General features: G+C 65.3%; 15 protein-coding genes. 1 reads left to right on the top strand and 14 read right to left on the bottom strand.

Annotated features, from left to right (window positions below; all coding sequences use genetic code 11):
• Positions 1-165: 165 nt before the first annotated feature.
• The 14 genes from IVB47_RS31615 to hpaR all read right to left on the bottom strand — a co-directional run bounded on the left by IVB47_RS31615 (position 166) and on the right by hpaR (position 19,018).
• A complete protein-coding gene (locus IVB47_RS31615) occupies positions 166-1,374 on the bottom strand; it encodes an ABC transporter substrate-binding protein (protein WP_247467370.1) in 1,209 nt (402 codons plus the stop codon).
• Between the two features lie 175 nt (positions 1,375-1,549).
• A complete protein-coding gene (locus IVB47_RS31610; protein WP_247467367.1) occupies positions 1,550-3,073 on the bottom strand; it encodes an FAD-dependent oxidoreductase in 1,524 nt (507 codons plus the stop codon).
• A 27-nt stretch (positions 3,074-3,100) separates the two neighbouring features.
• Positions 3,101-3,727, bottom strand: a complete 627-nt coding sequence (folE, locus tag IVB47_RS31605; RefSeq protein WP_247467365.1) for a GTP cyclohydrolase I FolE — start codon at positions 3,725-3,727, stop codon at positions 3,101-3,103.
• 135 nt (positions 3,728-3,862) lie between these two features.
• Positions 3,863-4,753, bottom strand: coding sequence for an alpha/beta hydrolase (locus tag IVB47_RS31600; protein ID WP_247467363.1), 891 nt, complete (start codon positions 4,751-4,753; stop codon positions 3,863-3,865).
• A 12-nt stretch (positions 4,754-4,765) separates the two neighbouring features.
• Positions 4,766-5,593 carry a metal-dependent phosphohydrolase gene (locus tag IVB47_RS31595; RefSeq protein ID WP_027568994.1) on the bottom strand — a complete coding sequence of 276 codons (828 nt, stop codon included), beginning with the start codon at positions 5,591-5,593 and terminating at the stop codon, positions 4,766-4,768.
• A gap of 216 nt (positions 5,594-5,809) precedes the next feature.
• Positions 5,810-6,688 carry a transglutaminase family protein gene (locus IVB47_RS31590; RefSeq protein WP_247467361.1) on the bottom strand — a complete coding sequence of 293 codons (879 nt, stop codon included), beginning with the start codon at positions 6,686-6,688 and terminating at the stop codon, positions 5,810-5,812.
• Positions 6,685-9,222: a circularly permuted type 2 ATP-grasp protein gene (locus tag IVB47_RS31585; protein WP_247467360.1), complete on the bottom strand. Its 2,538-nt coding sequence runs from the start codon at positions 9,220-9,222 to the stop codon at positions 6,685-6,687. The genes IVB47_RS31590 and IVB47_RS31585 overlap by 4 nt, the downstream gene beginning before the upstream one ends.
• A 27-nt stretch (positions 9,223-9,249) precedes the next feature.
• Positions 9,250-12,519 carry a transglutaminase family protein gene (locus tag IVB47_RS31580; protein WP_247467357.1) on the bottom strand — a complete coding sequence of 1,090 codons (3,270 nt, stop codon included), beginning with the start codon at positions 12,517-12,519 and terminating at the stop codon, positions 9,250-9,252.
• Between the two features lie 251 nt (positions 12,520-12,770).
• Positions 12,771-14,075, bottom strand: a complete 1,305-nt coding sequence (locus tag IVB47_RS31575) for a methyl-accepting chemotaxis protein (RefSeq protein WP_247467353.1) — start codon at positions 14,073-14,075, stop codon at positions 12,771-12,773.
• Positions 14,053-14,574: a PAS domain-containing protein gene (locus IVB47_RS31570; protein WP_247467349.1), complete on the bottom strand. Its 522-nt coding sequence runs from the start codon at positions 14,572-14,574 to the stop codon at positions 14,053-14,055. The genes IVB47_RS31575 and IVB47_RS31570 overlap by 23 nt, the downstream gene beginning before the upstream one ends.
• A gap of 186 nt (positions 14,575-14,760) precedes the next feature.
• A complete protein-coding gene (locus IVB47_RS31565) occupies positions 14,761-16,284 on the bottom strand; it encodes an altronate dehydratase family protein (RefSeq protein WP_247467346.1) in 1,524 nt (507 codons plus the stop codon).
• 92 nt (positions 16,285-16,376) lie between these two features.
• On the bottom strand, positions 16,377-17,153 hold the full coding sequence (locus IVB47_RS31560) for an aldolase/citrate lyase family protein (RefSeq protein WP_018456947.1): 777 nt from the start codon (positions 17,151-17,153) through the stop codon (positions 16,377-16,379).
• A 142-nt stretch (positions 17,154-17,295) separates the two neighbouring features.
• Positions 17,296-18,381 (bottom strand): malate/lactate/ureidoglycolate dehydrogenase, encoded by a 1,086-nt coding sequence (locus tag IVB47_RS31555; RefSeq protein WP_247467343.1) that lies wholly within the window; start codon positions 18,379-18,381, stop codon positions 17,296-17,298.
• A 118-nt stretch (positions 18,382-18,499) separates the two neighbouring features.
• On the bottom strand, positions 18,500-19,018 hold the full coding sequence (hpaR, locus tag IVB47_RS31550) for a homoprotocatechuate degradation operon regulator HpaR (RefSeq protein ID WP_027568986.1): 519 nt from the start codon (positions 19,016-19,018) through the stop codon (positions 18,500-18,502).
• A gap of 110 nt (positions 19,019-19,128) precedes the next feature.
• On the opposite strand from hpaR, the gene hpaH reads away from it, so the two are divergent.
• Complete coding sequence (gene hpaH / locus IVB47_RS31545; RefSeq protein ID WP_247467339.1) at positions 19,129-19,935, top strand: 2-oxo-hept-4-ene-1,7-dioate hydratase; 807 nt, start codon at positions 19,129-19,131, stop codon at positions 19,933-19,935.
• The last annotated feature ends 11 nt before the right edge of the window (positions 19,936-19,946 follow it).

Below are 19,946 nucleotides of genomic sequence, written 5' to 3'. Positions count from 1 at the left end.
GTGGCGCGAAGCGCCGGATGAGGGGTTTCTGTCGGCAAATTCTTCTCGTGAGAGTGGCACACGCGGAGCGAGACCCCTCACCTGTTTCGCCGCTACGCGGCGATCCACCCTCTCCCACAAGGGGAGAGGGTGGACCGTCTCTGCAGCCGCTCGTTTCGCAGTCCCTCACGTGCCGCGCAACAGCTCGCTCGCGACGATCCAGTCGTTGCCGTTGAACTGAAGCATATAGCCGTCCTTGATCGGGCGGAAATCCTGCGGCGTGGTGTTGAGCGTGATGCCGGGCATCAGCAGCGACAGCGGCACGTTCTTCAAATTGGCCGCCTGCGCCATGATGTTCTCGCGCGTCAGATTGTCCTTGCACTGCTTCAGCAAGACCACCAATGCCTCGGCGACGGTGTAGCCGTAGAGACCCGCGACGTTGTTGACGTCGGCATTGGGCAGGCGCTTCTTCATGAAGTCGATATAGGCCGTCATCGCCGGATCGTCCTTTGGCGCCTCGACGAACGGCTTGAGCGAGCCGAGCGAGAGCACGCCCTTGCCCGCATCGAGGCCGGCCGGCACCATCACGGTGGCCTTGTTGGCGCAGCCCGAGGCGAGGAAGCGCGTCGCCTGCCAACCGACCTCATGCGCTTTCCGGATCGCCTGGGCGCAGGCACGCGGCGTCACCGAATAGATCATGAACACGTCGGCCTTGGTGTTGGCGAGCGTCAGCACCTGGGAATCGACGGTGGGGTCGGCGACCTCGAAGCTCGACGCCATCGCGATCGCCTTGTCGGCGTCGGCGCCAAGCGCTTCCTTGACGCCGCGCAGATATTCCTTGCCGGCGTCGTCGTTCTGATAGAGCACCGCGAAGCGCGCATTCGGGTTCTTGGCGCGGGCATAGGCGACGTCGATGGCCGCCTCGCTGGTGTAGTTCGGCGCCCACGGCAGCGCCATCGACCAGGGCATGTTGGCCGGGTCGTTCCACTTCGAGGCCGAGCTGATCAGAAACAGCTGCGGCACCTTGTTGCTGTTGAGATATTTCGCAATCGCCGAGCTCGGCGCGGTGCCCATGGTCGCGAAGATGAAGGCGACGCCATCGCCCTCGACCAGCCGGCGCGCCGCTTCCATGGTCTTCGGCGGCGAGAAGGCGTCGTCGAGCGACAGGAGATTGAGCCTGCGGCCGTTGATCCCGCCCTTCTCGTTGACCTCGTCGAAATAGGCCGAGATCACCCTGCCGGTGATGCCGAGCGGCGATGCGGGGCCGCTATAGGGCATGGTGTTGCCGATCTTGATCTCGGTGTCGCTGACGCCCGGACCGTAGGATTTTTGCGCGGAGACAGGCGTGGACAGGCAGGCAGCCAAGGCTGCAGCCAGGACCAAAGCGGCTTTCATGGTTTCTCCCCGGTGATGATCGCCACGACTCGGAAGGCGCGGCGTGCTGCTCTTGCCAGCACGTCAGATCAGCGGAGTTCCACAAGGCGGTCTTGCGTCGAGTTGCTGATCAGCCGGTGCACAGCCGCCGCCGCGGGCAGCAACATTGACGCCAATCAAGATCGGATGCGGCGCCTCAGCCGCGCGTCCGCTCCATCTCCAGCTCGGCCTTGAGGTTGTCGAGATCCCGATAAATTGAAGCAATCGCAAGGACACGGCCGCCCTTGCGATACTTCAGCAGGCAGTCCTTGCCGGAAATGCTGCCGTCGATTGCGATATCGTCAAAACTATCGGCGTGGCCGACATAGTTGATCGGCACGTCATAGTGCTGCGACCAGAAGAACGGCACGGCCTCGAAGCGCTCGCGCTTGCCGAGCATGTTGCGGGCCGCGGTCTGGCCCTGCCGCTCCGCCACCACCCAGTGCTCGACGCGGATAGTTTGCCGCGAATGCGGATCGGGCCAGCGCGCGATGTCCCCGGCCGCAAAGATACCGGCTATGCTGGTCTCCAGATATTCGCTCACGCTGACGCCCCGGTCGGCCGCAAGCCCTGCCTGCTCGGCGAGCGCGAGGCGCGGCTTGACGCCGATACCGACCACGACCAGGTCGGCCTCGATCACGCCGCCGCTTTTCAACGTCGCGCGCGTGCCGTCCAGCTTCTCCACGGTGTCCTCGAGGTGGAAGTTGACGCCATTCTCCTCATGCAGCGCGCGCACGAAGTCGCCCATCTCGGGACCGAGCACCCTCTGCATCGGCCGTTCGTCCGGTGCGACCACGTGCACCTCGATCTTGCGTGCCCGCAAGGAGGCCGCAACTTCCAGGCCGATGAAGCTGGCGCCGATCACCAGCGCACGCTTGGCGCTGCCGGCCGCCTTAATGATGGCGCGGCTGTCGGCGACGGAGCGCAGGGTGTGGACATGAGGCTGGTCGGCCCCCGGAATCTGCAATCTGACCGGCTCGGCGCCGGTCGCGAGCAGCAGCCGGTCGAACGGCAGCCTGTCGCCGTTGCCCAGCGTCACGCTGCGCGTCTTCGCCTCGATCGCGGCGACATTCGTGTTGAGCCTGAGATCGATGCCGGCGTCCCGATAATAGTCCTCGCCCCGCAGCGGCAGCCAATCCTCCGGCGCGTTGCCCGCGAGGTAATCCTTGGAAAGGTTGGGCCGGTCCACCGGCATCGCGCTGTCATTGCTGAGCATGGTGATGGCGCCGGCAAAGCCCTCGCGACGGAGCGTCAGCGCCGCCGCGAAACCCGCCGCGCCGCCGCCGATGATGACGAATTTTTCCGGCGTTGGCGCCGTCCGGTGAGGCGCCGGAGGCTTCGGCATCTCGCGCTTGCGCTGAACGACGATCTTGTCCTGATCGCGCGAGACCTCCCACACCGCCAGCGCATTCAGCGCCGGCGGACGGGTCGCCTCGCCTGACCGCAAGGAGAAGCAGGCATGATGCCAGGGACAGCGGATGGTGTCGCCAACCACCAGTCCTTCCGCAAGCGGTCCGTGATAGTGGCTGCAGGTCGGCTCGATCGCAAAGATCTCGCTGCCGGCCTGCACCAGCAGGACGTCTTCCTCGCCGACATGGCCGAGCAATTTGCTGTCCTTGAACGCGGCGAGCGTCACGCCTCGACTCAAGTCGGGTCCGCTTGGCTTCTTGTCCTCGGTCATGGCGTTGCCTCCTTGAGCCGTCGCGGATCAATCGTCCGAATTGGCCAGCCCCAGCAGCTCCTGGCGCGTCAACGCGTTGTCGCGGAACACGCCGAGCATGCGGCTGGTGACGAGATCTGTCCCGGGCTTGTGTGCGCCGCGCGTGGTCATGCAGTGATGCGTTGCCTTGATGATGACCCCGACGCCTTCGGGCCTCAGCACATCGTTGATCGTATTGGCGATCTGCGCGGTCATCTTCTCCTGGATCTGAAGCCGCTTGGCGTAGATGTCGACGAGACGCGCGAGCTTGGAGATGCCCACGACGCGCCCTTGCGGGATATAAGCGACCCAGGCGCGGCCGACGATCGGTGCCATGTGGTGCTCGCAATGGCTTTCGAAGCGAACACCGCGCAGAACGATCATCTCGTCATAGCCTTCGATCTCCTCAAAGGTCTTTTGCAGGATTTCGGTCGGATCCTGCGCATAGCCGGAGAAATACTCCTCGAAGGCGCGCGCGACCCGGTCCGGCGTATCGCGCAGACCGTCGCGCGCGGGGTCATCACCGGCCCAGCGGATCATGGTCCGGATCGCGTGCTCGACCTCCGCCCTCTCAGGCCGCTCGCTCGGCGCCTGCGCGACCGCGACACGTTCCAGCCTGCGCGTTTGCGTCTTCATCTAAAACTCCCCTGCAACGAACCGCATACAGAAGGCGGCCCACAGCTTGGACGGCTGCGATCGGAAAAGGTTCCCGGGATCAGGAAAAATTGGAAGCTGTGAGAGCGGCAAGACAGCGGGACGAGAAATCCGGCGCTATGAGGCCGCTTTCCGTACATCGAGCACGGCCTGGGCCCATTCGGCCGGCCGCTCCTGCGGCAAATTGTGGCCGGCCCCTGCAAAGACGCGCCGCTCGAAAAAGCCCTCGAATTTGCCTGCGTGGTGAGCGGTGCCGGAATTGACCCCGTCGCTGTCACCGTCGATCGCGATGGTCGGCACCCGAACCGGCGGCTGGGCGGCGAGCTTCGCCTCGATCGCGGCATAGGCGGGATCGCCGGCGACCAGCGCGTAACGATGTCGATAGGAGTGGATCACAACATCGACGAAATCAGGATTGTCGAACGACATGGCGCTGGTCTCGAACGTCGCGTCGTCGAAGGCCCATGTCGGCGACCACATCGACCAGAGCTGGCGCGCAAAACCGCGCCGGTTGCGCTCCAGCGCGCGGCGGCCGCGTTCGTTGTGGAAGAGATATTGATACCAGAGCGCCGCCTCCTCGGTTGGCGAAGCCGGCTCCATCGAACACGCGATGTTCTGGATGTTGTAGGAATTGCCCGAGACGAGGCCGATTACGCGCTCCGGATGCAGAACCGAGACCACGCAGGCCGCGCGCCCGCCCCAGTCGTAACCGCCGACCACCGCGTGCGAGATTCCAAGCGCATCCATGAAGGCCAGGAGATCGGCGCCAAGCGCCGCCTGCTCGCCGGAGCGCAACGTCGCAGCGGAGCGAAACCGCGTCGGCCCGTAGCCGCGCAGCCAGGGCACCAGCACCCGCGCGCCCGCTTGCGCAATGATCGGCGCGGACTCGGCATAGGCGTTCACGTCGTAGGGAAAGCCGTGGCCCATGATGCAGGGCCAGCCGTCCGGCGCGCCGTATTCGCGATAGGCGATATCGAGGATATCGGTGGCGACTGTTTTTTGTTGCATTACAAAGCGGAGCTATTTTTGCGGCCCGGACAACGTGATGTCACGCTCGGCGCGGAACACGTTGCTGTAGAGGTTGGCGATCCACTGCCGACCGATCTCGGTCTTGTTGAGGTAGCCGATCTCGGTTTGAATGTGCGGTGCGACGCTATTCCAATAGAACTGCGGATAGCGGTTCACGATGTCGGCCGGCGAATCGTAGCCGAGCTGGCGGTTCATGCCGACTTCTTCGAATTCGTAATAGAGCGCGTTAGCCTTGCGCAGATAGTTGGGGTCGCCGAGCTGGCCGATGAAATCGGCGGCGCGCAGGATCGAGGCGTCGTCGTCGTATTCCTGGCCCTCGCGGGCCGGGAAGCGGGTGCCCTCGATGGCGCGCGCGATCCGCTCTGGATCAAGTCCGGGAATATGCTGCAGCCGGCGCATGACGTAGAGCTTGGAACGGTCGACGTGATACATCATCAGACTGGCATCTGATGAGCCGCGGGGCAGCGAGACCTTGCTGCCTGCCGCATCGACCACAAAACCGTCCTCGTCATCTTCCTCGAACAAGCCACGGACATAGCCAATATCGTGCGCAAGGCAGGCGATCAGGACGTGGACGTAATCCTCGGCCGAGAGATGAATATGAAGATACCGGCCGCTCAGGATGGAATGACCCGCGAGCGTGACCAGCATCGTATGTTCGACATTATGATAGAGCGCGTCGCTGTTTCCGATGCATTCCATAGCGGTACGGGTCGCGCTCTCGACGATGTTTGCCGGAGAATCGCCGTACCTGCGGCGCATGAACGAACCTAGCGTCTTCTCAAGGGATTCAGCCGCCAGTCTCGGTAACGTGATCATGGATGCAGCCCCGTCTGTCGGTGGTGTCCCACGCCAACTACCGACGTCTCATTCTCGTCCTCGACGCAAGCGCCAGCATAGCCCATCTTGGGCCGACTGACCAAATCCTGGGACGACAACACGGAAATATATTGCTGTTGTGCCACGCAACATAAGATTGCGGTTACAACTCAGTACATCCATGGCGCCGACGGCTCCGTAGCGGCAAAGCCGCAATCATTCCACCAGCAGCACGTCGACGGCGACGTCGAGCTTCTGCTTCGGCGAGCCGACAATGATGCCGTCGACCGGCGAAACGTCGGAAAAGTCGCGGCCGACCGCGAGCACGATATGGTCGCCAGCGACCATAAGGTCGTTGGTCGGATCGAAATCGACCCAGCCAAGCTCCTCCCCGCACCACAGCGACACCCAGGCATGGGTGGCATCGGCGCCCTGCAGGCGCGGCTGGCCCGCCGGCGGAATGGTGCGCAAATATCCGCTGACATAGGCCGCGGGCAGTCCCAGCCCGCGCAAGCCCGCAATCATCACATGGGCAAAATCCTGACAGACGCCATGGCGCTTGACGAAGACCTCGTCGAGCGGCGTCGAGATCACCGTCGCCTTGGGATCGTAGCGAAATTCGGTGCGGATGCGATGCATCAGATCGACCGCCCCGGCGAGGATGCCCGCGCCGGCCGCGAAGCTTTCCGCGGCATAGGCGCTGACCGGTCCCAGCACCGGCACCAGCGGGCTCGCAAAGACATAGCCGACCGGCGAGGACGGCCCGAGGCTCGTCGCCTCGAAGGCGATGTCGCGAATGCTCTCCCAGCCCGGACTGGCAGCGTCGCGCGCCGGCGGCTGGCGCGACACCTTCACGCGAGAGCGGGAATCGATGCGCAGGGTGCGATGCGCGGCCTCGATCACGACACTCTCGGTCAGGGTGCCGAAGAAATCGCGCCGGACGCTACGCTCCGCGGGGCGCGGACGAATCTCGACCTTATGCGAGATCAGCTCCTGGCCATGGCCGCTCCTCGGCTCCAGCCGCAGCGTGCAGCGGGCGAAGCTGACCGGGCTCTCATATTCGTAGGTGGTGACGTGACGGATGTCGTAGATCACGCCAGCCCCGTCAGCTTTTCCGGCCGGCTGGCATTGGGGCCGTGCGGGAAGTAGTGCTGCCCGACTGCCTCGGCGAGGCTGAGCAGATCCTGCTCCAGTGCGAACAGCGTCTTGACCTCGATCCTCTCGGCCTCCGCGGTCGCGAGCATCGCTTGCAGCGCGACCGCAAGCCGCTGCGGCTTCTCGATCAGGCCGTGCTCCTTCAGGCTTGGCAGCGCGGCGATATGCTCGTTCAGCGCCGTCACCTGGAACGCCACCGAACGCGGATTGTAACTGTCGAGCACGGCGAGATCGCGCACCGGCGCAAGGATCGGCGCCAGCAGATAACGCGAGCGGTAGGTGATCTGGCAATCCACCAGCGTCAGCAGGATATCGAGATCCTCGTCGCCGGCTTCGTCATAGGCGAACTGCCGGGCAAAGCGCGTGGTGTTGATGGCGCGCTCGGTGCGGCGGCCGATATCGAGGAAGCGCCAGCCGGCGGCGCGGTTCATGTTCTCATGCGCAAGGCCGGCAAAGCTCGCGAGCTCCTGCAACGTCAGCTCGGCCGCGCTCAGCACGCTGTCGTCGTCCTCGACCTCGACGGCCAGCCGCTCGACCATCTCGGTGATGACTTGCCAGGCATCGGGCGACAGCCGCTCGCGCAAGGAGGTCGCCGTGCGCTGGGCCGCGCGGACCAGCGACAGTGCCGAGCCGAAACGCTCCGGGCTTTGCAGCGCCTCGGCAACGATGCGGCCGGGCGCCGCGCGCGAGGTCTGTGAGATCGCGCCCCAGGTCACCAGCAGGCGCTGGATACGCTCCGCCGATTGCAGCGAGGCCGCGGTGCCCTTGTTGGGCCCGCTCGGCGAGCCCAGCGCCCGCACCAGCCGCAGCGTCGCCTCGGCGCGTTCGAGATAGCGGCCGAGCCAGAACAGATTGTCGGCGGCGCGACTCGGCAGCACTCCGGCGATACGACGGATGCGCACCTTGTCGACCGCAGGCAGCAGCGTCGCGGTCGAGACCTGCTTGTCCGAGACCACCCAGACGTCGGCGGAACGCGCGCCGTCGCCCATCGACACCGCGCGCGCATCCGGCTGCTCGGCGATCCGGCAGAAGCCGCCGGGCATGATGGCCCAGCCGTCCGGCGTCGCGGCTGCGAACACGCGCAGCACGAAGGGACGGGACGTGATCTGCCCCTGCTCCCATACCGGCATGGTCGAGAGCCGAACCACCTCCTGGCCGACATAGTCCATGCCGCGCGCAGCGATCGCGTTGCTCAGGCGCCGGCGGCCGGCGGCATCGAGCTCGCTCGCGAGCACCGGACCGTTGCTGTCGAAACCGGGAACGCCGCGCCGATAGGCGCCTTCGATCGCGACCTCGTCGAGCCGCGACAGCACCTCGTCGCGCGCCGAGCGCTGGCCGCACCACCAGGTCGCGATGTGCGGCATCTTCAACTCTTCACCGAGCAGGCGGCGGCTCAGCGCCGGCAGGAAGCCGAGCATCGCGCGCGCCTCCAGCACGCCCGAGCCCGGCATGTTGGCGACGACGACGCCGTCCTTGCGCAGCACGTCGATCAGCCCGGGGACGCCAAGCCGCGAGGAGGCTTCGAGCTCGAGCGGGTCGAGCGAATTGGAATCGACACGGCGCAGCAGCACGTCGAGCCGCTTGAGGCCCGCAACCGTGCGGATGTGGATATGGTTGTCGCTGACGGCGAGATCGTCGCCCTCGACCAGCAGGAAGCCGAGATAGCGCGCCAGCGTCGCGTGCTCGAAATAGGTCTCGCTGAAGCTGCCCGGCGTGAGCACGCCGATCCGCGGCTCGTCGCGGTCGGCGCGCGCCCGAAGACTGTCGCGAAACGCCTCGAAGAACGGCGCGACGCGCGGCACGTTCATCGACTTGTAGAGATCCGAGAAGGCGCGCGAGAGCACCAGGCGGTTCTCCAGCGCATAGCCCGCGCCCGACGGCGCCTGCGTGCGGTCGCCGAGCACCCACCAGCGGCCGTCGGGCCCGCGGCCGACATCGGCGGCATAGAGCGAGAGATAGCGCCCGCCCGGCGGCGGCACGCCGCAGACGGGGCGGAGATATTCGGGGCTGCCCGCGATCGCGGCCGCCGGCAGCGCGCCTTCGGCGACGAGGCGGCCCTCGCCATAGATGTCGCGCAGCACGAGCTCGAGCAGCTCGGCGCGCTGGGTGATGCCATCGGACAGCTGCTTCCAGTCGGCCTCGTCGATCAGCAGCGGCAGATGGCTGATCGACCAGGGCCGGTCGGCGCTCTCGCCGGGCGCGCGATAGGTGACGCCGGCCTCGCGGAGATGACGGTCGGCCATGCCGAACCGCCGCTCGACCTCGTCGGGCGCGAGCGCGCCGAAGGCATCGAAGAAGCGGCTCCAGACCGCGCGGGGCTTGCCGTCCGGGCCGAGAAACTCGTCGGGGATGCCGGGCAGGCGCCTGTAGTCGCGGACCCATTGCGCGAAACGGCGCTGGCCTTCGCGCTGGCCATTGCGTTGACCTTGCGCCTTACCCGCCTTGTCGTTCTCTTCGGCTGCGCCCTCGGCCATGCGCCTCTCCCTGCCCCCGCATCATACTCATTGCAGGAGCGGGGTCCGCAAGTCGAGGGTCAGCGGAAACTCATTTGTGCGTTCCTCGGGCGGCGGCTGCATCGGGCCCGGCGTATGGCCGTGGTCCTGGAAGCGCGCCAGCCGCCGCGCCTCGGCCTCGTAGGTGTTGACCGGCTTGGTGTCGTAGCTGCGGCCGCCGGGATGGGCGACGTGATAGACGCAGCCGCCGAGCGAGCGGCCGTTCCAGGTGTCAATAAGATCGAAGGTCAGGGGCGCGTGAACGGGAATGGTCGGATGCAGACCGGAGGCCGGCTGCCAGGCCTTGAAGCGGACGCCGGCCACGGCTTCGCCGGAGCGGCCGGTGGCGGTCATCGGCAGGCGGCGGCCGTTGCAGGTGACGATATGGCGGCCCTCGACGAACCCCTCCGCCTTGACCTGGAGCCGCTCGACCGACGAGTCGACATAGCGCACGGTGCCGCCGGCCGATCCCTCCTCGCCGAGCACGTGCCAGGGCTCCAGCGCCTGCCGCAGCTCCAGCGTCACGCCGCCATGATGGATACGGCCGAAAGCGGGGAAGCGGAATTCGAGCTGGGCCAGATACCATTCAGGCTCGAACGGATAGCCGGACTGCTTCAACTCGGTGAGCACTTCGAGGAAATCCTCCCAGATGAAGTGCGGCAGCATGAAGCGATCATGCAGCGCGGTGCCCCAGCGCACGAACTTGCCTTGTTGCGGCTCGCGCCAGAATTTTGCGATCAGCGCGCGGATCAGCAGCTGCTGCGCCAGCGACATGCGCGGATCCGGCGGCATTTCGAGCGCGCGGAATTCGACCAGGCCAAGGCGGCCGGTCGTGCCGTCCGGTGAATAGAGCTTGTCGATGCAGATCTCGGCGCGATGGGTGTTGCCGGTGATGTCGACGAGGAGATGCCGGAACAAGCGATCCACCAGCCACAGCGGCGCCTGAACGCCCGGCGGCGGCACGTGCGTGAGCGCAACCTCGAGCTCGTAAATGCTGTCGTGGCGGGCTTCGTCGATGCGCGGTGCCTGACTGGTCGGGCCGATGAACAGGCCGGAGAAGAAATAGGACAGCGCCGGATGCCGCTGCCAGTGCAGCACCAGGCTCTTCAACAGATCAGGCCGGCGCAGGAACGGCGAGTCCTGCGGACTCGAGCCGCCGACCACGACGTGATTGCCGCCGCCGGTGCCGGTGTGGCGGCCGTCGACGAGGAAGCGGTTGGCGCCGAGGCGTGTCTTGCCCGCATCTTCATAGAGCCCGACGGTGATATCGACCGCCTCGCGCCAGTTCTTTGCCGGCTGGACGTTGACCTCGATCACGCCGGGATCGGGCGTCACCTTGATGACGTCGACACGCGGATCGAACGGCGGCGGATAACCCTCGACATGGACCTGGAGCTGCATCTCCTCGGCCGTCGCTTCGAGCGCCGCGATCATCTCGAGATAATCCTCGATCTGCTCGACCGGCGGCATGAAAGCACAGAGCACGCCGTCGCGGACCTCGACCGACATCGCGGTGCGAACCGGGACGGAGGTGTTGAGCTCTTCGGGCTCGAGCCGCTCCGGCGAGTCCGGACGCGCTGGAAGGCTGAACACGGGCAGCTTGCCGCGGGCCTCCATCGGATCTCGCTCGACGATGTAGGGGTATTGATCGGGCGGGACATAGCCGAGCGAGTCCAGCGGCAGGCGCAAGCCCAGCGGGGAATCCCCCGGCATCAGGAAAAGATGACTGCGCCGGAGCTGCCAGCGCTCGCTGCGCCAGCGTGGCGCCGCATTCCAGCGCTGCACCGGCAGCACGAAGCCGCGAGGATTGTTGAGCCCCTGCTCGAACACTCGCGCCATCCGCGCGCGGGCCTCCGGATCGGACAATTTGGAATCGGATGGATCGACGTTGACGGGAAGCTCGGATTCCTTCTGCAGCCAGTACGCGGTGTCCTCATAGGCCGGCATGATGTAGCCGGGATCGAGACCAAGCCGCAGCGCCGCGCCCTCCACGAACGCCTGGACGTCCTTGGCCTGCGCCGGCCGCGGATTTTCGATGCTGGCGATGAGGTCGGCATTCTTCCAGATCGGCACGCCGTCCTTGCGCCAGTACAGGCCAAAGGCCCAGCGCGGCAGGCTTTCGCCGGGATACCATTTGCCCTGACCGAAGTGCAGCAGGCCCCCGGGTCCGAAACGCGCGCGCAGGCGGCGGATCAGATCGTCGGCGAGCCCGCGCTTGGTCGGACCGACCGCGTCCGTGTTCCACTCGGCGCCTTCGAGATCATCGACGGAGACGAAGGTCGGCTCGCCGCCCATGGTCAGACGCACGTCCTGCGCCGCAAGATCGCCGTCGACCTGCTCGCCGAGATCGTTGAGCCGTATCCAGGATTCGTCCGAGAATGGTTTTGTGATGCGCGGCGCCTCGCGAATGCGCTTGACGCTCATGTCGAAGGCGAATTCGACCTCGGCAAAGCCCGCGCCGCCGGAGATCGGCGCGGCCGAGCGGTAGTGCGGTGTCGCGGCGACCGGGATGTGGCCCTCGCCCGCAAGCATGCCCGAGGTCGCGTCGAAGCCGATCCAGCCCGCGCCCGGCAGGTAGACCTCGGCCCAGGCGTGCAGATCAGTGAAATCGTTCTCGACCTCCGGCGGCCCCTCGATCGGATCGATGTCGGGACGGACCTGGATCAGATAGCCCGAGACGAAACGGGCGGCGAGACCGAGGTGCCGGAAGGTCTGGATCAGAAGCCAGGCGGAGTCGCGGCACGAGCCGGCCGCGGAGGAGAGCGTCTCCTCCGGCGTCTGCACGCCCGCCTCCATGCGGATGACGTAGCCGATCCTTTTCTGCAGCTCCCTGTTGAGATCGACCAGGAAGTTGACGGTGTTCGGGGCTTCGTGCGGGATCGTGTCGAGATATTTCGCGAACAGCCGATCGGGCTTGACGGTCTCGAGATAAGGCGCGAGTTCGGTCTTAAGATCCTGCGTATATTCGAACGGAAAGCTGTCGGCATAGGGTTCGACGAAGAAGTCGAACGGATTGACCGTGGTCATCTGCGCCGTGAAATCGACCTCGATCTTGAGCTCGGTCGTCTTCTCCGGGAAGACGTAACGCGCGATCCAATTGCCCAGCGGATCCTGCTGCCAGTTCACGAAATGATTGGCCGGACTGACCTTGAGCGAATAGCTCAGGATCGGCGTGCGGGTATGCGGCGCCGGCCGCAGACGGATGGTCTGCGGGCCGAGATCGATCGGGCGGTCGTATTTGTAGTGCGTGACGTGGTGTAATGCGACGTAGATCGACACGGGGTGCGGTACTCCAGCAGCTTTTTTGAGCAGAACACCGCTGGTGACCTCGATCAAGCACTAACAACGGGCAAAGGGTGCCTAGGAAGTATCCCCGCTCTCCCCGGGGCAATCGCAGCGTCATGGCCGGGCTTGTCCCGGCCATCAACGACCTTCTTTCACTGCCCCCAAGAACGTGGATGCCCGGGACGTCTAGCGCGAAGACGCGCTTCGCGCTTCTGCCCGGGCATGACGACCTCATGTGGGCAACGTTACGCCGCTGACGTCAGCCGCTGCAAAAACTGCGTCACCTCGCGCCGGAGCGTCTCGACCTCGCCATGGACGCGTTCGGAGGCGCTGTTGACGCGGCTCGCCACACGGCCGGTGTCGGCGGCGGCTTCGCTGATGCCGGTGACGTTGGAGGACATTTGCGCGGTGCCGGCCGAGGCTTCCTGGACGTTGCGGGCGATCTCCCGGGTGGCGAGCCCCTGCTGCTCGATCGAGGTCGCGATCGAGGCGGTGATGGCGTTGATCTCGGTAATGGTCTGCGCGATCGCCTCGACGGCTGCGACCGAATTGGTGGTCGATTGCTGCATCTCGCCGACCTTGGCGCTGATCTCCTCGGTCGCCTTCGCGGTCTGGTTGGCGAGGCTCTTGACCTCGGATGCGACCACGGCGAAGCCGCGGCCGGCCTCGCCTGCCCGCGCGGCCTCGATGGTGGCGTTGAGCGCCAGGAGGTTGGTCTGCTCGGCGATCGCGCTGATCAGCTTGACCACGTCGCCGATCCGCATCGCCGCGTCCGCAAGCGTGCGGATCTCGCTGCCGGCACGATTGGCTTCGTTCACCGCCCGCCCCGTGCTCGTGGTCGAGCCGGCCACCTGGCGGCCGATCTCGGCGATCGACGATGCGAGTTGCTCCGCGGCGCCGGCGACGGTGGCGACGTTGCGCGAGGCCTGGTCGGACGCACTGAGCACGCCGGAGGTCTGCCGGCTGGTCTTCTCGGCCGCCGCCGCCATCTGGCCGGCGTCGGATTCGAGATCGGTCGCCGCGCCCATGAGAGTGCCGGCGACCTGGTCGAGATGCGTGCCGAACTGCTTTGCGAGGTCCGCGATCTCGACCACGCGACGGCCGAGGCTGTCGGTGCCGGAATTGATGACGGTGGCCGAACGGCGGAACGAGCCGGGTAATCCGCGCGCGAGGATCTTGCGGAAATATTTGCCGCGGCTCGCATAGTCCATCGACGCCGAAGCTTCCCGCAAATAGGCGTCGGTGATGTCGAGCATGTCGTTGACCGACTTCTGAATGGCGCCGATCCGCCCGGCCTGGCGGTTGCTGAGAATGCGCGCCTCGAGATCGCCACGTGCGGCCTTGCGGCACACGTCTGCCACCTCGTCGACGGCCACCGCCGTGCGGTGCTGGCACCAGACGGCGTACCCAAGCAGCACGACCGTAACGCCAGGCAAAGCCGCGCCGGAAATTCCAGTCGCACCGGCCAGCGAGAGCGCGAACGCCACGACGGCGAGAACGGATGCGAGCGCGGTCGCTCCCTGCGCCTTAGAGAGAGAGCACAAATTCATCGTAACCGACACCCTGTTGCTTGAGCAGCCCGACCATCGCCTCGAAGCTCGCATGCATGCCGTCCTTGGCATTGGCATGCCGCGCCTCTTCCGCGCACAGCGCCTTGTATATCGGCTTGATACGCTCGATCTGCGCCGGATCGGGTCTGCGACGGTTGGAGTGATAGCCGACGATATTGCCACGCTCGTCGAATGTCGGCGTGACGTGGGCGAACACCCAGTAATGACTGCCGTCCCTCGCGAGGTTGACGACGTAGGCGAAGATCTCCTGCCTGGACTGAAGCGTGTCCCACAACAGCTTGAAGACGGAGCGTGGCATCTCGGGGTGGCGGATCAGGCTATGGGGGGCGCCCATCAGCTCCTGCCAGGAGTACTTCGCCATGCGGATGAAGACATCGTTGGCGTAGGTGATGCGGCCCTTGAGATCGGTCTTCGACACGATCAGCTCCTCCTCACCGAGGAGATGTTCCACGCCGGTCGGCCGTATCACACGCGTCATCGTTGACGAATCCTCACGAAGGGCGAACTCCCCACATGAGTGGAGGTCGCATCCTCCCAAGGGATTACGGCAGAAGATGTTAATCAGGTGTGACCGCGGGAACCCCCGTGTTCACTTGACGGCTCCGTATCATTACTTAGGAGCGTCGCTTGCAGCGTGTTGTTGCCGCCGACGCGAAACGAGGAACTACATCGTCGCGCCCAGCACCCAGGGCGCGAACTCGGCGCCGCCGAAATCAAAACTCTCGCTCTTGGTCGGCTGTCCGGACGCGGTCTTGAGGATGAGATCGAAAATGCGCTGGCCGCACTGCTGGACGCTCTCCTCGCCTTCGAGGATGGTGCCGCAATTGACGTCCATGTCCTCTTCCATGCGCTTGTACATGGGCGTGTTGGTCGCGAGCTTGATCGAGGGCGCCGGCTTGCAGCCGAACACGCTGCCGCGGCCCGTGGTGAAGCAGACCAGATTGGCGCCGCCGGCGACCTGCCCGGTCGCGGCAACGGGATCGTAGCCGGGCGTGTCCATGAAGACGAAACCCTTCTTGGTGATGGGTTCGGCGTAGCGCAGCACCTCGACGAGATTGGTGGTGCCGGCCTTCGCCATCGCGCCGAGCGACTTCTCCAAAATGGTGGTGAGACCGCCGGCCTTGTTGCCCGGGCTCGGATTGGCGTTCATCTCGGCGCCTTCGCGCGTCGTGTATTCGTCCCACCAGCGCATGAGATCGACCAGCTTCTCGCCGACTTCGCGGCTGACGGCGCGGCGCGTGAGCAGATGCTCGGCGCCATAGGTCTCCGGCGTCTCCGACAGGATCACGGTGCCGCCGTGACGCACGATGAGATCGCTGGCCGCACCCAGCGCCGGATTGGCGGAGACACCGGAATAGCCATCCGAACCGCCGCATTGCAGCGCCACGGTCAATTCGCTCACCGGAACGGACTCGCGCCTGACCTTGTTGGACTCCGCAAGCGCCTCGCGCACGAAGGCGATGCCGGCTTCCACCGTCTTGCGGGTGCCGCCGACCTCCTGGATGTCCATCGCGCGCAGGCGGCCGGCGAGCTTCTGCTCCTCCATCAAGCCGCCGATCTGGTTCACCTCGCAGCCGAGGCCGAGCACGATGACGTGGGAGAAGTTCACGTGCCGCGCATAGCCACCGAGCGTGCGGCGGAGCAGCGCCAGCGGCTCGTTCTGCGTCATGCCGCAGCCGGTCTTGTGGGTCAGCGCAACCACGCCGTCGACATTGGGGAAGTCGGCCAGTGGATTGTCGCCGGTGAACGGATTCTTCTTGAAGACGTCGGCGACGAGGCTTGCGACATGCGCGCTGCAATTCACCGAGGTGAGGATGCCGATATAGTTGCGCGTGGCGACGCGGCCGTCCGGGCGGCGGATGCCTTCGAAGCTTGCCGGCAGCTCGAAATTCGGCGTCGGCTTGACGTCGGCGCAATAGGCATAGTCCTTGGCGAAATCGCCCATGCCGCAGTTCTGCACGTGCACGTGCTGGCCCGGCGCGATCGGCACCGTCGCAAAGCCGATGATCTGGCCATAGCGGATCACCGGCTCCCCGACTGCGATCGGCTTGATCGCGACCTTGTGGCCGGAAGGAATGCGCTCGACCGTGGTCACGCCGTCGGCGACTACCGTTCCCGGCGGCAAACTCGCGCGCGCGATCAGCACGCCATCATCGGGATGCAGACGAATGACGGGGCTGATGGTCATGGGAGTCTCCTTAGGCGAATAGTGAGTAGCGAGGGGCGAATGGAAAAAGGGAGCAGCTCATTCGCTACTCCCCATTCGCCATTCGCGAGTTCTCAGGCCTTGCCGCCGGAATCCTTCCGCGTGGCATTGACCTGCATCTTGGCGTAGGTCGTCATCAGGCCGACCTCGTTCGAGAGCGTCACCAGCTTGAAGCCCATGTTGATGGCGCGCGCGGCACCTTCGGCGCCGCTGCAATGGATACCCGGGTTGAGGCCGCGCTTGCCGCACTCCTTGATGATCTTCTCGTAGATCGCCAGGATTTCGGGCTCGGTGCGATCGAGCTTCGGTTCGAGGCCGTAGGAGAAGCCGAGGTCGGACGGGCCGATATAGACGCCGTCGATGCCTTCGACGTCGAAGATCGCTTCCATGTTCTCGACCGCGGTTTTGGTCTCCATCATCGGCAGCAGCACGATGTCGTCGTTGGCCGTCTTCTGGTAGGAGCCCGCGGTGCCGTACATGCCGGCGCGGATCGGGCCGTTGGAGCGGACGCCCTTTGGCGGGTACTTGGCATAGGAAACGAGGTTCCTGGCTTCCTGCGGGGTGTTGACCATCGGGCAGATCACGCCATAGGCACCGCCATCGAGCACCTTGCCGATGATGCCGGGCTCGTTCCAGGGCACGCGGACCATCGGCGTGATCGGATGCTTGTCCATCGCCTGGAAGCACTGCACCATCGACAGATAATCCTGCACGCCGTGCTGCATATCGACGGTGACGCTGTCGAAGCCGCACTGCGCGATCATCTCGGCCGAGAAGCCGGAGGGAATCGCGAGCCACGCGTTGACCACGGCCTTGCCCGACTTCCAGATTTCCTTGACCTTGTTCGCCACGTTGCCTTCCTTCTTGTTTTGGACCGCTATTGTTTAAGTCGTCGTTATTTGGACCTTCGTCACCATGACGAGCGTCGCGACAGCACAGCCCCGCTGTTACCGCGAACTGGCGCGCCGCGCTACGCTCGCAATGACGCAAGACCTATGCGGTCGCCCTCTGGATGCTCACTTCGCTGACGCCGACCTCGCGGGCCGTATTCACTATTGCCGCCCAGGTGTCATCCGGCAAGGGGACGCCGTTCTGGCTCCGCTCAGCCCTGGTTTTCCGCTCGGGATCGCCGGGAATCAGCACCTGATCGACCCCGGCCACCGGCTTGGTGGCACGGATGAAGTCCGCAAAGCGCGACACCTCTGCGTCGAAGACATGGGAGGTATCGACCACTTTCGGATCGATGTAGAAGGCCAGCATGCCGTTGGCGAAGCGCCGACCGCCGGACGTGGCCCCGGTTCCGGTCAACGCCCCGCCGAGCAGCTCGCACATGAAGGCAAGGCCCGAGCCCTTGTGCTCGCCGAACGCTCGGATCGCGCCCGTTCCCTTGGTGTGGTCGCGCGGCCCGTCCGGCGTGTAGGGGCCGTAGAGCACGGCCGGCTCCTCGCTCAGTCTGCCGTCGGCATCGACCAGCGCGCCCTTCGGCAGCTTCTTGCCGCCGCGGCTCGCGACCAGCACCTTGCCCTCGGCCACGACCGAGGTTGCGAAGTCCAGCACGATCGGGTCTTGGCCCTCGCGCGGAATGCCGACGCAATAGGGCGCGGTGGAGAGCCGTTTCTCGACGCCGCCGAACGGCGCCACCAGCAGCGAGCCCGCGGCATTGACGAAATGCACCGAGATCAGCCCTTCTGCGGCGGCCATTTCGGCCCAATCGCCGACGCGGCCGATATGGCCCGCATTGCGTAGCGCGACTGCGGCAAGTCCCGCCTTCCTGCACTTCTCGATGCCGATCCGGACCGCTTGCGGCGTCACGGTCTGGCCGTAGCCGAACTTGCCGTCGATCACCGCGAGCGAAGGCGTGTCGAGCACCAATTCGGCGTTCTGGTTGGGCACGACCGCGCCGGACTTCTGCCAGCGAATATAGACGGGGACGCGGATCACGCCGTGGCTGTCATGGCCGGTCAGATTCGCCGTGGTCAGGTAGGTGGCGATGCGCCGGGCTTCGTCGGGCGACGACTGCGCATGCGCGAAGACCTCGGTGACGAAGTCGATCAGCTTCTGAACCTGGATGGTGACCATGAGGGTCTGTTTGCCTCTACCTCGGCGCCGATTTTGCAGTGATCGGCTTGAGCGGCACTTGAGCGAAAAACTGCGGCGATGTCCATGATTGTTGACGCGCGCTTGCGCATATCTGCTTTCACTCCTCGGCACTTGCCTCCTCGCCCGCGCCGAGCCCTGCGAGACTTTGTTCGAGCTCGCCGAGCATCTCCTGCAACTCGACGAGCTTGCGTGCGCCAAAGCGTCGCGTGATCTCCGCATAGATCGCTTCGGAGGACGGCGCCACGGAGGCCATCAGCTTCACGCCCTTTTCCGAGATCGAGACCATGCTGCGGCGCTGGTCCGCCTTGGCGGTCTTGCGCTCGATCAGGTTGCGCGCCTCCAGATCACGCAGGATGCGCGACAGGCTTGGTCCAAGCAGGAACGCGGTGCGCGCCAGTTCCGTGACCTCGACCGTGTCGATCGCCGCGAGCGCGCGCAGAATGCGCCATTGCTGCTCGGTCAGGCCATGCTCGCGCAGCGATGGACGGAATTGCCGCATCACCGCTTCGCGCGCCCGCAGAAGCGACATCGGTAGCGAGCGCGAGAAGTCGCGCATCGGCACCTGCCGGACGGCGGGCTCGCTTGCGTTCGCAGGATCAGCCGGTCTCTTCACCATGACGCCCCTTCAAGCCGCGAAACGTTTGCAGTGCAGCAAGCCAATTTGCGATTGACGCATTCACTTAACATGTTAAGTATCTTCCCGCACCACGATTTGTAAGATCACAAATGGCGCTTTCCAACGACGATATCCGAGCTTGCGCGAACCGTCTGCACCAGGCGGAAAAGACCCGTACGCAGATCCGGCAGCTCTCGCAGGACTTTCCCGACATCAGCATCGCTGACGCCTACGCGATTCAGAAGGCCTGGGTCGACATCAAGATTGCCGAGGGGCGCATCGTCAGGGGACACAAGATCGGCCTGACCTCGAAGGCGATGCAGAGCGCGCTCGGCATCAACGAGCCGGATTCCGGCGTGTTGCTGGACGACATGTTCTTCGCCGATGGTGGCCTGGTCCCGACGGAGCGCTTCATCGCCACGCGGGTGGAAGCCGAGCTCGCCTTCGTCATGAGCAAGCGCCTCGCAGGCCCCGACTGCACGCTGTTCGACGTGCTCAACGCCACCGACTTCGTGGTGCCGGCGCTGGAGATTCTGGACACGCGGATCGAGCGCGTCGATCCCCAGACCAAGGCGACGCGAAAGATTTTCGATACCATCGCCGATAACGCGGCGAATGCCGGCATCGTGCTCGGCGGACGGCCGATCCGCCCGCTTGACGCCGATCTGCGATGGATCGGTGCGTTGTGTTTCAAGAACGGCCAGCTCGAAGAGACCGGCCTTGCCGCCGGCGTGCTCAATCATCCCGCCACGGCCGTTGCCTGGCTCGCCAACAAGATCGCACCGCTCGGCCTTGCACTCGAGCCCGGACAAATCGTGCTCGCCGGCTCTTTCATCCGTCCGATCGAGACCCGCAAGGGCGACACAATCCAGGCCGATTATGGCGCCTACGGCTCGGTGAGCTGCTACTTCGCTTAGACGAACAAGAA

Origin of the sequence: Bradyrhizobium sp. 62, from assembly GCF_023073035.1 — a bacterium.
Taxonomy (GTDB): domain Bacteria; phylum Pseudomonadota; class Alphaproteobacteria; order Rhizobiales; family Xanthobacteraceae; genus Bradyrhizobium.
This window is presented reverse-complemented; position numbering and strand designations above follow the sequence as displayed.